Genomic DNA, 15,274 nt, shown 5'->3' with positions numbered 1-15,274 from the left:
ATGTTTGATAAATGGGTTACCTGTGATAAAAGTAGAAATAACTTTTTATAGAAGATTGCTAAAATTTCGTGAATAGGCTTTAAGAAAAATTGTCTTCAGGATAGGTGCGAGGATTTCTCATATTTTATTAAAGAAAAAATTAAAAGAAGAATAAAACCAAATAAAAAATAGTAAAACAAAAATAACCTGATAATTATGATTACAAGTGCAAGTAAAGAGGAGTTAGCAAAAACTTTTCAAAAGGAATTTAATAAAGTTGCTAAAAACGTTAAAAAGCCAAATATACTTATTGTCGGAGGGACAGGGGTAGGCAAAAGTACAATAGTGAATTCTATTTTTGGGGAAGGTACCGTTAAGGTGGGGAGTGGTGCACCGGTGACCCGTGGGATTAATCCAATATCCACGCCAGAAAAATCAGTAAATCTTTTTGATACTGAAGGTTTTGAAATAGGGAAGGATAAAGAAGGAAAATTTCAGCATGAGATAGTAGAGTATGTGAAGAAGAGTAGGAGCAAGCCAATGGAGGAGCAAATTCATTTGATTTGGCATGTAGTGTCTGCAAGTTCAACTCGAGTTACTGGCTTTGATAAACAGGTGCACGAACAGCTACAAGGGATAGGGATTCCAGTTGCTCTAATATTTTCTAAATGTGATGAAATCAACAGTGAGGACATTACTTCAATGCTTCAGGAATTCAAAACAGTTGGGAGCTTCGAATCAGTTTTTGAATCCCCGGATTCCCCATTTTTTACCACGAATGATAAAGAATTTTTGGAAGATGAAGAGAACTTTCGTCTTGGCAAGGTTGTAGATTGGTCAATAGCAAAACTTCCAGAATCGCTTTCCTTTGCATTTACTAGTGCTCAAATATTAAATGTTGAGGCCAAGAGAGCAAAAGCAAATTCAATAATAAATCAGCATACTGGAGGGAATGCTCTTGTGGGAGGAAGCCCAATTCCATTTTCAGATGCACCAGTTCTTATTGCAAGTCAAGCGACCATGATTGGCAGAATTCTCTTCGTATATGATATGGGAAATGCAAAGGACATGGCTTATGACTTTATGAAAACAACAGGAGCTTCTCTTGTCATTTCAAATCTGGGACGCAGTATAGCTGGAAATCTCTTAAAGTTAATTCCAGGAGTAGGAACTATAATCGGCGGGATGATTAATGCCGGTGTTGCTTCAGTTATAACCTATGCAATGGGTAAAGCTACTTCAGAACTTTTGTATAGCCTGAATAAAAGTATTCTTAATGGAGAGGAAAGTAAGGCTTCGGACTTGGTTGAGAATTTTGGGGATATCTTTTCTGAAATGTTCTTGGAATTTTTTAATAAAAAGAGAAAATAATGGAAGGATATAACGTTTCAATTATAGGTAAATCCGGTGTAGGAAAAAGTGCTTTATTAAATTATTTATTTGGTGAAGAGGTGGCCAAAACAGGAAGCGGAGCACCCCAGACAACTAAAGGCTTTCATTTAAAAGCAGGAAAAATTTCAGGAAAAAAAGTTAATATATATGATTCGTGGGGTTTGGAACCTGGAGAATCAGATCGATGGTTAAAGAAATTTAAGGAATTTCAAAAGAAAAAGCAACAGGAGACAGATATCAAAAAGTGGCTTCATACAGTGATTTATTGCATATCAGCAGAAGGAAAAAGAATAGAAAATTTTGAAATAAAGATCCTTGATGAAATTAAAAAGGAATCTCTAAATCCTGTTATCGTCATTACGAAAGCAGATTCCAAGGGTACTGAAGAATTTGTTAATCAAGTAAAGAAAATATTAGGTGCTGAACCTATTTTGATTAGTAGTGTAAAAAAAGAAAAAGGTTTTGGAAAGCTAATTAGGGTGACAGAGCCTTTTGGCAAGGTGGATCTTATCAAAAAAATAAAAGAATCAGCATCGGACTCACTTAATTCTAGGATAAGATTTTTACTTCATCAGAGAATAAATGTTGGTGCTGAGGAACTGAGAAATGAGCTACTTTCCACTCTAAAGGTAAATCTTGATGATCATTCATTTTTAGGATATATTTCTAAAAAAGATCTTGATGAAATTGAACGGAGTTTAAAGAAGATTGTAAAAGGACGGAGTGCTCAGATTTCTAAGGAAGTCGCCATGGTTGCAGAAGATGCTAAAATTTTTTATGAGGGAGATTTATCCGATTTATTAAATACGCGTTTAGAAGAAACTGTAGACTACCATATAAATGAAGATAAACCTGAAGAAGAAGACCGTTTTTCACACTTCAGCTCATTATCTACTGCTCTTGCGGTAACTACAATAATTCCGACCTTGACTTTATCTGTCTTTGCAATTCCGATTGCAGTGGTTGGAGGTGGAATCCTCGGTCCTATAATTGAAAAATTGACACCGAATTTAATGGATGGGATACCTACCTACAGTAAGGAAAAAGTATTAGAAGCTTTTTGTGCTAAATTAAAGTCTTCCATAGTACAACCACAACCAGGTATACTAATTTAAAAATTTTATGGCTGACAACCCCCACCACCATTTCGCCTCCTTCTTTAAAGAACAAAAGGATCTGCAGCCTTTTGTCTATGCCGCCTCCAAAAGCCTGGCTGAGGGTAGTATCTGTATTGATGTCACCGGCAGCTCTGAAGATTTGTTTGAGGACTATTCAGATAAGGAGACAGAAGAAGAGTTTTCTGTGGCAGGGCTGAAGAAACTTCAGTCTTTAATAGGTAACGAAAGCAATATAAAAAAGCCATTTGTCCTTCATGGGAACAATTTTTACATCACCCGCTACTTCAACTATGAAACCCAGATCATTGAAGGCATCAAAAGCCTTATCGAAAAAGGGGCTGGAGAACAGGGAAAAAGATTGGATTGGTTAAAAGGTTCTGAAGAGTTCAAGAAGCTATTGGAAAGCCGGGATGGAACAATGAAAACCGACTGGCAACTAGTGGCTTCTGCCATGGCTTATCTTAACAACTTCACTATCATCACCGGTGGACCGGGAACGGGAAAAACTACTACGGTAGCAAAGATCCTTTCTCTGTTGTTTGAGGAAAATCCCGAACTGGAGGTCAAACTGGCAGCGCCTACGGGAAAGGCAGCGATGCGTATGAAGGAAAGCCTTTCCGCAAACAAGAAGATACCTGAGAGATTTCGGGAAAAAATAAACGCTCTAAACCCTTATACCCTTCATAGATTACTGGGATCAAAGCATCTTTCGCCTTATTTCAAACACAATAGGCAAAACAAACTGCAGGCAGATGTCATCATAGTAGATGAGGCCTCAATGATTGATGTGGCCTTATTTGCAAAATTCATCGATGCGGTTGATCCTAGCACCCGACTCATCATCCTGGGAGACCAGGATCAGCTCACCTCGGTAGAGGCGGGAAGTTTGCTGGGTGATCTTTGTAATACGGTTGGTGCTAAAAATTATTTTTCTGCTACTACAAGTAATGCACTTGAGGAAATTCTTTCTGCTACCAAACTTAATCCACAGGCAGAGGTAGAAAGTTTACTTCAGGATCATGTAGTAGAACTGCAGCATTCCTACAGGTTTGACAGACACTCAGCGCTTGGAGCAGTAAGCAGGTCGGTGATTTCCAACGATCAAAATGCGATCCAAAGCTGGTTTGAAAATGGCGGTCCGGGTGAGAATATTCAAATAGATCCCAATTATTCCGAAGAGATCTTTAAAGACTTCATCAGGAACTTTGAAACCTATATAGATCGGAATAAAAAATCTTCTATGGAAGAAATTGAGGCTTCCTTAAAGAAATTCAATGAATTACGCATTCTGGCAGTGATAAAGAACGGAAAACAAGGGGTGGCCGGATTGAATGCGGCAGTAGAGAAAAATCTTTCTAAGAAAGGACTTATCAGCACCAAATCCGAATTTTATGATCACCGGCCGGTGATCGTCACTAAAAATCACCCCGATCTGCAACTTTTTAATGGGGATATTGGCCTGGTAAGAAAAGATCCTGATGATGACAAAAAAGTGAAGATCTGGTTCCTTACGGAGGATCAAAAAGCCGATCAGGAGAATCCTGATAAAGAACGGCCTGTCGTCCGCGGCTATTCTCCCGGTTTACTTACAGATGTGGAAACCGTTTTTGCTATGACGGTGCATAAGAGTCAGGGCTCAGAATTTAAAAATGTCCTACTGGTTATGCCAAAATCGGAAGAGGTGCCCATTCTCACCCGGGAACTGCTTTACACCGGGATCACCCGGGCAAAGAAAAACCTGACGATACAGGGAACCAAAGAAGTATTGCTCAAATCGGCTGCAGGGCAGGTGAAAAGGGCTTCAGGAATTGCTAACCGACTGTAATTATGCAAGAAATTATCGATATGTCTCCAAATAAGTTCAATTTCATAGCTGCTAACTCGAATCTGCAGTTGGCCAGGGAATTGGGAGATCACATTAAGAAGAATTTTAAAGATGAGGACCTGGTGTTTGAACCTGTCCATATCATCACTCCTAATAAAGCCCAGCACAACTGGCTGAAGGAGCAATTGGCGGTCCATCTTGGATTCATTGCCAACCTGGAACAGCACAGTCTCAATTCATTTTTTAAGCAGTGTACCGGTCAACTTTTTCCGGAGAACAAGGAATTTCCGGAGCGGGGCCGACTTGTATGGGAACTTTTTTCAGCACTTAACAATAAGGAATTTAAAACCGAATTTAAAAAAATAGCAACATACTGCGGTGATGACGAAGTAAAACGACTGGCCCTGGCTCAAAAGGTTGCACGTTTGCTTGGAGAATATGAACAATATAAACCTGAACTATTAGAAAGCTGGAAAAATAATCAGGAGGATAAATCGAATGAGGATGAAGCCTGGCAGGCTTGCCTGTACAGGCTATCAGGATTTGATCAGGCCCTGATTACTGCAACTGATTTTAAAGAGCGATTAAATAAAGAACCTGAAGCTTTATCCACTTATAAGGAGATCTTCCTTTTCGGTGATTTGCAATTCACCCCGCTGCAACTGCAGTATCTGAAAGTGATGCAGAATTTTTCAGAATTCAGGATCCAAATCTTCCGCACGAATTTAAAGCTGAATGAGAAAAATTCCCTGTTGCAGCAATGGGGGAAACTGGCGCGAAAGACCGCTGATGATTTACAAAAGCTCAATTTAAAAATTGACGCTGAGGTCGAGCTGCCTTCTGCAGAAACCGATCTGCAGAAGATTAAACAGGAACTGCTTTCCGAAAAAAATGCAGGAGAGCTGGGAGGGGATGATTCCCTACTCATCTATAATTCTTTTACCAAACTACGAGAGGTAGAAGCTATGTATAATTACCTGGTAAAAACGGTAGATGAAGCCAATGGCAAACTGGGCGCCAGGGATATTGCGGTATATGTGCCTCAGCTCGATCCTTATATTCCGGCCATAAAAACCGTTTTTGATACCGCACCTCATACATTCCCATATACCCTGGTGAGCAAGGGCTTTAGCCGCGAAGAGGGCTTTTGGTCTGCCTTGGAGCAGGTGCTGGATTTTGAGGAAGAGAATTTCACGGCTTCGGCTGTATTTAATCTGCTGGAGAGCGAACCTATACAGAAGAGCTTCGGATTTTCTTCAGAATTAGACCTGCTTCGGAAAGCTTTCCTGGAGGCAAACATTCGTAGGGAATACAAAGGGAATCCTGAATATGAAACCCATTATGTTTCTTTCTCCTACGGACTCGAACGTTTGATGTATGGCTTCTGTTTAGGCGATGAGACTCCGGTAGAGATCGAAGGCAGGAAAATTTATCCGGTAGATCTTTTTGATGGGGCACAAGCCCAGGATCTATTCAGGCTGTATCAACTGGTGGAAAAACTTCAGGAACTGCTTGATAAAAAGATAGAGGCCCGAAGTGCGGCTGACTGGCATAAACTGCTAATGCAAATTGCTGAAGATTTCCTGAGTCCCGAGGACTGGCAGGAACAGCGATTCAGCAACTTTATGCAAAACCTGATAAGCCTGGAAACCTCAGACGAAACAATAGCTTTTAGAACCTTTTATCACCGCTTTAAAGACCACCTGCAGCAACAGGATGTGCAGCAAATAAGAGGAGGGGGCGGAATTGTTTTTAGCGGACTCTACCCAGGGGTGAGTATGCCGAAAAAAGTAGTGGCCTTCCTGGGGCTTAATTTTAAAGAATTCCCGCGCAAATCCCAGCAGGTGAGTTTTGATCTCCTCTCAGAAGAAGATCGAATAGGAACCGGCGATACAGACAGGGGAGCTTTCCTCCAGGCTTTTTTAAATGCAGAAGTGAAGGTGTTATTAAGCTATATTGGCCAGAATATCAAGGATAATTCAGCGATTCCGGCATCTTCCATCATTAGTGAGATTCAGGATTATGCAGAGAAAAAAGGGAAAAAAATAAAAGAAATAAAACACGCCCTGCACGCATATAATAGTAAATACTTCAAAGAGAAGGAGAAGGATTACTTTACTTATTTAATTGGGAAGGATTCAAAACTTGATCTGCACAAAAAAGAAATAGATGCCTTGCAAAAACCAGAAGAAATTTCACTTTTTAGCCTTGAAAGTTTCCTAAAAGATCCGTTCAAACATTACTATCAAAAAGTTCTGGGAGTTTATTACCAGGACGATGTGAATTTACCTGAGTGGGAAATGTTTGAACCTGATAATCTCGAAAAATGGCAGATCAAATATGCTGTTTTAAGTCAGAACCTGGAAACTGCATCAGGTTTAGAAGAGCAACGGGAACTTTTTCTCAATCAAGGCATAATTCCTTTAAAGACGCCGGGGGAAGTTCTGGTAGAGGATGCACAGCAAAAGGTAGATCTTTTAACTGAAAAATTACGTGAAATTTCTTCTGAAGAAATTTCAGAAATTGAATTCGAAGTACCATTTTACTTTGAAGAAACCGGTAATCATACATTAAAATGCAAACTTCCCATGCTGGGAGGACAGGGGCTATTCTTATCGGTTTCTAAGCTTAAATCCAAGTATAAATTAGCTGCTTACCTCAGATATTTATCCTTGGTGGCGGGTGGACAGGCTGATACACTTAATTATGTTTGTTTAGCTGATGGTGAAGTACAAGCTTTAAAAATCTCCTATTCCGGTTTGGTAACACAGGAGCAGGCGAAGCAGACTTTACGGGACTGGCTTTCGTTATATCTGAAGAATTTTGAAAGAATTCAGCCTTTCTCCCCCGAATTCGGTTTTTCTCTTAAGGATGTAGAAGCAGATAATAAAGACCTGCGGAAAAATATCGACAAGAAATTTGACAGCTCTTATTGCTATCCTTCCGAATATTTGAGAACGGAACATAGGGATGGTTATTTTGAAAAGGAGGATAATCTCGATGATTTTAAATCCAACTTTAAGTTGATCATGGAACCTGTAGAACTTGCAAATTCAAAATAACTATGGAGAATTTTAATCCGTTGGATAAAACCACCGTAAAACTGGAAGGTTCAAATTTGGTAGAAGCCAGTGCAGGAACTGGAAAAACCTACTCTATTGGTTTATTGGTGTTGAGACTGCTTTTGGAGAAAGATCTAAAGATCTCCCAGATCCTGATGGTTACTTTTACTAACCAGGCAGTGGCAGAACTGGCCGCCCGGATCAGGAAGTTTTTGCTATTAGGAATAAAAGCTGCCGAGAGTAAGGAGGTGGAAAAACCCATAGCCCAATTAATTGCAACTTATCCTGATAAGGATTTGGTTATTTCAAAACTTAAGGAGGCGCTTTCACAACTGGATGAAGCTTCTATTCAAACCATCCATAGCTTTTGTCAGGACTCCTTGATCAATCACGCTTTGGATTCCGGTCAACCATTTGGTCTGGACTTACAGACAAATGTATTAGAAATTGCAAATGAGGTTGTGAAGAAATATTGGAGAGAGGAAATAAGTGGATTTCAACCAGCATTGTTTCAAGAAGTAGAAGAGTTGTCATTGGAAAATTTTCAGAAGGTTATAAAGGAAAGTTTGGGCGGTAAAACTTATGCGCTTTTAAATGAGGAAGTTCCTGTTTTTGAAGATTTTGTCATTAAATATGAGAAATTCAAAAATGAATATATAGAGAAGAAAGATACAATTATTAGTAATCTTGTTAATATTGAAGAAGCTAATCTTGGAGCTCATGCAAATAACAACGCGGAAACATTTATTCAGCTCGCTAATAGTTTTTCTGGTTACTGCACATTAATTAGCAGGGAAAATCCTCAATATTATGCTAGGGTAAGTAATCATTTTTTTGCTGATGATAAAATGAAGTTACATGAGCTGAAAGAACAAAAGAAACCATTTTGCCATTACTTTATTTGCCAATGTATTAGGAAGGTGGAGAGGGAAGTACAAAAACATCTTCAAGAAAAACATCTCATCACTTATGATGAGTTGATCAATAGAATGCATAAGGAGGTAGTGGTAAAGAAGAATCAGGATTTAAAAGAAAAGCTTCGGGGAAAATATGAAGCAATTTTTATAGATGAGTTTCAGGATACCGATAAACTGCAATATGATATCTACAATGAACTTTTTGGCAAAGGAAAAATTCTCTTCTATATAGGTGATCCTAAACAATCCATTTATGGATGGCGTAAAGCTGATCTTAATACCTATTTCGCCGCCCGAAAGAATGTAAATAGAAGATTTCAGATGAACCGGAATTTCCGGTCGTCCAAAACATATATAGACGATATCAATAGTTTCTTTTTAGGAGCTGATAATCCTTTTGAAACTGAGGTAGGGGGAGAAAATCATATTGAATATTTTCCAGTAGAGGCTAATAATGAGGAGTCTACCGGGTTATCAAAAAAAGATGGAAGTTTATCAGCTTTGCAGTCTTTCGATTTTGATAATCAGGATCAGATAAAAGACAATGTGCTGCGTCTTGTAAATTTATTATTACACGGTTGTGAGGCTCCATGGAATGAAGCGGAAAAAGGTATTAGGAAAGTAAAAGCCTCAGACATTGCAATTCTGGTTCGGTATAACTCCCAGGCGAGAGAATTAAAGCAGAAGCTTACTGCAGCGGGCATTCCTGCCGTGACTATAGATGATACAAAAGTTTTTCAGGAGGCTCCGGAAGTAAAATTCTTGCTCTATATTTTAGGGGCCATCCTTTATACGACAGAAAGCAATATTAATAAGGCGCTGTTAAACTCTATTTCAGGTTACAGTTCAGAGGAAATTAATAAACTGGATAAAGACCTATTAGTAGATAAGTTTAGAGAGTATAGAGATACCTGGGTCAAATCTGGAGTCTTTGCAGCTATTAAAAAGTATATGGCTCAATTTTCGGTGGTGGAGCGATTAATGAAAAAGAATGATTTACGCAGCCTCACCAATTTCAACCAGATCCTTGAAATTATTCAGGAAGCAGAATTCCGGCAACAGTTAAAGCCTACAGGTGTTTATGAGTTCTTGCAAAAAAAGATTTCTGAACCGGCAATGGATATTGATGAATACCAGCAAAGGGTGGAAAGCGATGAGAATGCGGTCAAATTATTAACTATTCATACTGCCAAGGGACTGGAATTTCCCATAGTGATTGCCCCCTTCCTGGACTTGCAGGCAAACGAGACACATGATTACTGTTCTTATAGGGATGAAGAGGGAATTTATAAATTTTATCCTAAAAAGAAAGGAGATAATGCAATGACTGCTGCTTTTGAAGATCAGCTTAAACAAGAAAATCGTCGGTTGCTCTATGTTGCTCTTACCAGGGCAAAATATCATAGTTTTATTTTTGAAAACAAACACTTTAAAGATTCATCTTTAAAAGACTTTTTGAAAAAATGGGAAAATACTTCCCAGGTGATCAATCTTGAAGAAGAAGTAGAGATTTTATCTCAAGAAAATAATCTAGGTGAGAATTTTGGAAAAGCTTCAGAAGCTAACTTTAAACTAAACGACCTTCTATACGGCAAGCTCAGCTTCTCCGGTATCAGCGTTCACGGTACCTATACACCAAAAGAAAACACAGGTAAACCGGAAGGCTATGATCAGTTTATATTTAAGGATATTCCCAAAGGAACTACTCTGGGGGATATGCTGCACCAGGTCTTTGAAAATATAGATTTTGGTGGTAGCCCGGACCACCACAAGGAGGAACTGGAAAAGCTGCTGGATAGGTATTATCCGCATAAAAAAGCCGAGTTAAGTGCCGGTTTTATGCAAATGATCAATCATGTGTTGGATTCAAACATCAGTATTGGTGGAGAGCAAATCCTTTTGAGAAAGATCTCAAATGGGAATAAGAAAAATGAAATGGAATTCGACCTGCAGACTCAATGGGTAGACCTGGTTGGTTTAAATGAATTTGATGCGGGTGAGGGAATAGATATTCATTGCAATACCCAGAATATGGCTAAAAGCGGTCTATTAAACGGATTTATAGATCTCCTCTTGAAGCACAATGGCAAATATTACATCCTCGATTGGAAGTCTAATTACCTCGGTGATCACCTTAGCTATTATGACGGAGAGGAGAAGATGCGGGAGGCAATGAACGAAGGAAACTATCATCTTCAGTATTTTATATATTCTATGGCCCTTAAAAATTACCTCGAACAAAGATTACCAAATTTTAATTATGAACGTGATTTTGGCGGAGTGATCTATATATATTTAAGAGGAGCAAGAGCCGGAAAGAATACGGGAATTTATACCAATAAACCTACCCTGGAACAGGTAGAAACCTTGGAAAGTTTATTTAGGAAAGAACAATTAGCCTAATCTCAATTATCAATACTAATCCAATGATCTACCCATCACAATTCCCTACCTACAACGATAACCACGGTGAAAGGAAAGTTTTTGAAGCCCTTCAGAAACTTGATCCGCATAATTTTGATGTCTTCTGGAGTCGCGGGTTTACAGGAAAGACTAAAGAAGAAGATAAGCATTATGAGATCGATTTTCTGGTTTTTGATCTTCGGGAAGAGCGGCTGGATCATATTTATGTGATCGAGGTCAAGGGCGGCCGTATGGAGTATAAAGCCGATGAGAATGCGTGGTATCAGAATTCACGGGAAATGACCTCCGGTCCTGAAAACCAGGCGATGGGATATGTCTCAAATATCATTAAGCGCTGGAAAGCCAATATTGAACATAAGGTTCCGGTGACCTGGCTATTATGGTTTCCTGATGGTATTGTAGATAAAGGCAATTTACCATCCCAGTGTGAATCCTGGAATGTCCTGGATCAAACAGATCTGGATGATCCATTGGAAGCATTAAGGATAGCAGTAGAAGCAGGGGAAGGTGATTATAGCCATTATAACAGAATTTCTATAGGCGAATATAAAAGCACCATCCAGAATGATTTGTTGCAAGGGCTCGAAGTTTCCGAAAATTTCAGGACTTTGCTGGAAAATATGGATATCTATATAGATAAAGCAGAGGAAGGTCAGAAAGCCTTCCTGAACGGACTTTGGTCATATCCAAGACTTGCCATTGAAGGCGGTGCCGGGAGTGGCAAAACGGTTCTGGCCAAATGCGCGGCAGAGGTTTTAAATAAAAAGGGAAAGAAGGTCCTGTTCCTTTGTTTTAATACCTATTTGTGTTCCCAGCTAAAAGCAGATCTGGACTCTGGTATAGAAACCAATAGCATTCATAATTTCATGCGTGAATTTACAGATCTCAGGGAGCCGGGCTGGTTTGATCAACAAAAAAAGGATTCTGATTTCTGGGAAAAAGGGCTGCCGGAAAAGTTCAGGGAATTACTTCGAACAAAACCTTTAGAAAGTGAAGAGAAGTTTGATTCTCTTATCGTTGATGAAGCCCAGGATATGGAGGTGGGCTGGCTTAACTCCCTGTTGAAATATCTTAAACCGGAAGCTCAGTATTTATTATTTTATGACAGGCGTCAAAATATATTCGACCGTAACTTTGTGCTGCCCCAGGGACAAAAATGGCATAAACATCCATTAAACTGTAACTATAGAAACACCGGAAAGATCAATGAATTTATAAACGATATCATTGGCACCGAGGCTGTTTCTTATGGGGTCCCAGAGGGTGAGGAAGTGAGGATAAGGGAGTATTCACAAGAAGATATGGCAAGTTCTTTAAAAAGAAGCCTGCTGGAACTTCATCAGGTTGGTAGAGTGCCCAAAGAACAGATCATGATCCTTACAGATGGGGCTACAGATAAATTCGATCTTAAAGTTCATAGTAACGGCTTTGAATATGAGGTTTTAGATCCCGTAAAAGCCCGGGAAAAAGAAAAGATATACTTTTCGTCAATACACCGGTTTAAAGGCTGTGAAGCTCCTGTGGTGATTCTGCTTCTTAAGCGAAGGCTCGAAGAAATTAAAGAGGGTAAACTTTATCAAAAGAATCGTCTTTATACCCAACTTAGCCGGGCGAAGAGTTTGTTATATGTGCTGGAGCCAGAAGTTTAATCTGAGCTCCATTCATAATCACATTCAGGACATTCATAGCACACGCCATTGTGATAGGCATTTTCGCTGTGGCATCTTGAACATTCTGTATTATAAAATCCCATAATTTAATTTTTTTGAAAAATTCTAATTTCTATCCCACCTTAATATAGAAATACGTTTATTAGCGTTCTGTTGCAGAATCTAAATTTCAAAGGTGACAATATGTGGCGCTATTTTTAATTTATCTTCATTTATTTCAAGTCTGGTACATACTTGAAATTGGATGTTTCCAATTTTTTTAACTTCTCTAAGTATTTCTGGTAGTTTCTATTATGATTACGTATACGATTATAAGTATATCTATTGAAAATACTTTCTACAATTATTTGAGAATTCGAAGGCTTATGCGGAATAAGATTAAATCCTTTTCCACTATCAATCATTAGAAAATTGGTGAATATTATTCTATCGTGTAGATCAAATTCCCTGGAATACTCATTATTAATAGTATAAACTTGCTTTGCAAAATTAGCCAGGGCACTATTGATTCGATTATGCCTCTTATGCGCAGTTTCTATGATCATTTCAGGATTAGCTGCCTGCGGGGCATTAAAATCTTTAGTTAAAACCTTTACATTTACTTTCTCCTTACGATCCTTCAAAAAATATTTTAAAATACTGATAATATTCTTATCCATCTTTTGGTCTGTTTTGTCTGTAAGGATGTAATTGTCATTTATACTGAGAAAATTAATAGGAACATTTTCCGTACAATTAAATATCTCCCAACCAATAAAGGATTTACTTAGATCTACTTTAAAATGGCAGGATTCAATAATTTTAGCAATTCGTTCTTCATAATTATTGATAGTCATGCACAAAACTCCTTTGGACTCGGCTTTAGGAAACCAATCTTTAGTAGTATTGGATAGAACAATCGTTTGTTCAAATTTTGAATTTAAAAATAAATGTTCCCGAATATCTTCAATATCTACTGGTGGATTATGACTAGCGCGATAAGCAAAGAATGGATTATCCTCTTTTAATTTTTGTAAATCTTCAAAGCTTTCCACCGGATGGTCAATAAACCAATCAATTGCTTCGTACTCTTTGATGATATTAGCTAGAACTTCCTGTCCTTTGGTCAATCGTGTCTCATCAAAAGTGGCATAAAAATTATCCAGGAATTCTTTTTCTATATATAATTCCATGTCTAATTTTCTTGGTCCTTTTTAATTTTCATTAAATCAAACTGCAGTCTTGTTGCCTCATCGTAAAAACCTGGGCCAAAATTTTCTGTAAGATTACCAGTTCCCGTTATTTCTATCTTTTTAACTTTAGGTTCCTCATGGTTAACATACTCATCTGCATTAAAATAGTATATAAGTGTATCGTCAGTAGACAGATCTTTTTTTGCAGTTAAAAATTGCAGTTTTCGTATCAAATACTCACTATGAGTTTCAATAATAAACTTCTTTCTCGGATATGCTCTAATTGTAGTAAGAAGTAAATCTGCAAATTTAGATTGTAGATTAGGATGGAGATTTGCTTCTGGTTCCTCAATTATTAAATGATCCCCAGACATTATAATTTTTAGAATAATGGGAATAACTTGAGAAAATCCATATCCCAAATCGGCAAGAGAAACCTTTTGATCTCCATTTTGAATATAGACTACAGAAATAGTATTTTCGAAACGCTCAGGAACTAAATTCCCTTTTATTCCTAATATTTTTAATGTGTTAGCGAGGAAATCTTGATTCTTTTTTCCTCCATCAACAAATTCTGCGACAATTTTATCTATTTCACTCTCGGATTCATTTTGTAGAACCCTTTTTTGGTTACCTCTGTTTGCAGAGATAAAATCTAATTCAAGTCGCTCATTTTCAAAATTTAAATCAAAATTAAAAAGCTGGTCGAAAAGTCTGTTTTTATCAAGAACATTTGATGTATCGTATGCAAACCACTGTTCACTAAAAATAATATGGTTGAGCGTTGTAGGTTTTAACTCAATTTTTAAATCAGGTATTTTATTAACAAAGTATTCTTCAATTTTTTGATGTGCCTGATCTTCGACGTCCAAAAAGCTGTGACTAAAAGAGGCAAATTTATTAGTTAAGGCTCCTGAGGGGTTTTCCGGATCTTCCTCAAAATTAATTTCCTGAAACACAATTTCTTGTATTTTCACGATCTCTTCCAAATAATCCTTTGTGCAATCTTGGTCTTCAATAAAAAGCTCATATAAAAGATAATTTTTGTCAAGCCTTTGTACTTCATTATAGATGGCAAAAACAGCTTTTATATCTAAAGAATGCTCTGGATTTTCATTTGATGACTTATAATTGTCAATATTATAATTTGTTTTTACATTATCAATTTTTGGATTTACATGTTTAGGTAACGGATGTTCCGGAACCATTTCTTTCCAATTGTTCAGGATTTCGTAATTACCATCATATACTAAACCAATAATAGCATTAATATTAATATCCAAAAATTCGTAATAAAAACCATATCCAATATCTACATGAGACCCCCAATCTTCCTTGGGAGCACCTATCTTATAAGAATAATTTATAATGCATTGCTGAGAATGATATAAGTTAATTTCGTATATATTATTCTTCTTATATAAGTATTCTACATCTATATTTTTGAAAAAGGGAATATTTGGATCTAATCTTAGTTTAAGATTTTTGCTGCCAGAATCCCAGTTTAATATTTTTTCAAAATCTTCGAGATTATGGTTGCCACTTTTGAACTCGAAACTCGAAATACCAGTTTTAATTAAAAGAAGAAGTTTAATTAAGGAACTCTTTCCGCTATTATTAGGCCCCGTCAAAAGGGTAATTGGCCTGAGTTCAAACTCTGTATATTCTTTAAAAACCCGAAAGTTTTCAACACCTATTTTTTTTATCATCTATAT

The 15,274-nt window shown here is 37.6% G+C and carries 8 protein-coding genes; 6 read left to right on the top strand and 2 right to left on the bottom strand.

Features of this window, described 5'->3' with window-relative positions; all coding sequences use genetic code 11:
• The first annotated feature begins 195 nt into the window (after positions 1 to 195).
• Genes FGM01_RS03475 through FGM01_RS03450 form a run of 6 tightly spaced genes read left to right on the top strand, consistent with a single transcriptional unit; the run spans position 196 to position 12,366 of the window.
• A complete protein-coding gene (locus FGM01_RS03475; RefSeq protein WP_143409742.1) occupies positions 196 to 1,350 on the top strand; it encodes a YcjF family protein in 1,155 nt (384 codons plus the stop codon).
• Positions 1,350 to 2,486 carry a GTPase gene (locus FGM01_RS03470; protein ID WP_143409741.1) on the top strand — a complete coding sequence of 379 codons (1,137 nt, stop codon included), beginning with the start codon at positions 1,350 to 1,352 and terminating at the stop codon, positions 2,484 to 2,486. Before FGM01_RS03475 ends, FGM01_RS03470 begins: the two co-directional genes overlap by 1 nt.
• Before the next feature lie 7 nt (positions 2,487 to 2,493).
• Positions 2,494 to 4,314: an exodeoxyribonuclease V subunit alpha gene (gene recD, locus FGM01_RS03465; RefSeq protein WP_143409740.1), complete on the top strand. Its 1,821-nt coding sequence runs from the start codon at positions 2,494 to 2,496 to the stop codon at positions 4,312 to 4,314.
• A gap of 2 nt (positions 4,315 to 4,316) precedes the next feature.
• On the top strand, positions 4,317 to 7,376 hold the full coding sequence (locus FGM01_RS03460) for an exodeoxyribonuclease V subunit gamma (protein WP_143409739.1): 3,060 nt from the start codon (positions 4,317 to 4,319) through the stop codon (positions 7,374 to 7,376).
• Between the two features lie 2 nt (positions 7,377 to 7,378).
• On the top strand, positions 7,379 to 10,696 hold the full coding sequence (locus FGM01_RS03455) for a UvrD-helicase domain-containing protein (protein ID WP_143409738.1): 3,318 nt from the start codon (positions 7,379 to 7,381) through the stop codon (positions 10,694 to 10,696).
• A gap of 23 nt (positions 10,697 to 10,719) precedes the next feature.
• A complete protein-coding gene (locus tag FGM01_RS03450) occupies positions 10,720 to 12,366 on the top strand; it encodes an AAA family ATPase (protein WP_143409737.1) in 1,647 nt (548 codons plus the stop codon).
• Between the two features lie 233 nt (positions 12,367 to 12,599).
• Here the strand turns inward: FGM01_RS03450 and FGM01_RS03445 are convergent, their stop codons facing one another.
• Both FGM01_RS03445 and FGM01_RS03440 read right to left on the bottom strand, forming a co-directional pair.
• Positions 12,600 to 13,559, bottom strand: coding sequence for a hypothetical protein (locus FGM01_RS03445; protein ID WP_143409736.1), 960 nt, complete (start codon positions 13,557 to 13,559; stop codon positions 12,600 to 12,602).
• 2 nt (positions 13,560 to 13,561) lie between these two features.
• Positions 13,562 to 15,268, bottom strand: a complete 1,707-nt coding sequence (locus FGM01_RS03440) for a DUF3696 domain-containing protein (protein ID WP_143409735.1) — start codon at positions 15,266 to 15,268, stop codon at positions 13,562 to 13,564.
• Positions 15,269 to 15,274: the final 6 nt, after the last annotated feature.

It is taken from the genome of Christiangramia sabulilitoris (assembly GCF_007050985.1).
GTDB classification, from domain to species: domain Bacteria; phylum Bacteroidota; class Bacteroidia; order Flavobacteriales; family Flavobacteriaceae; genus Christiangramia; species Christiangramia sabulilitoris.
This window is presented reverse-complemented; position numbering and strand designations above follow the sequence as displayed.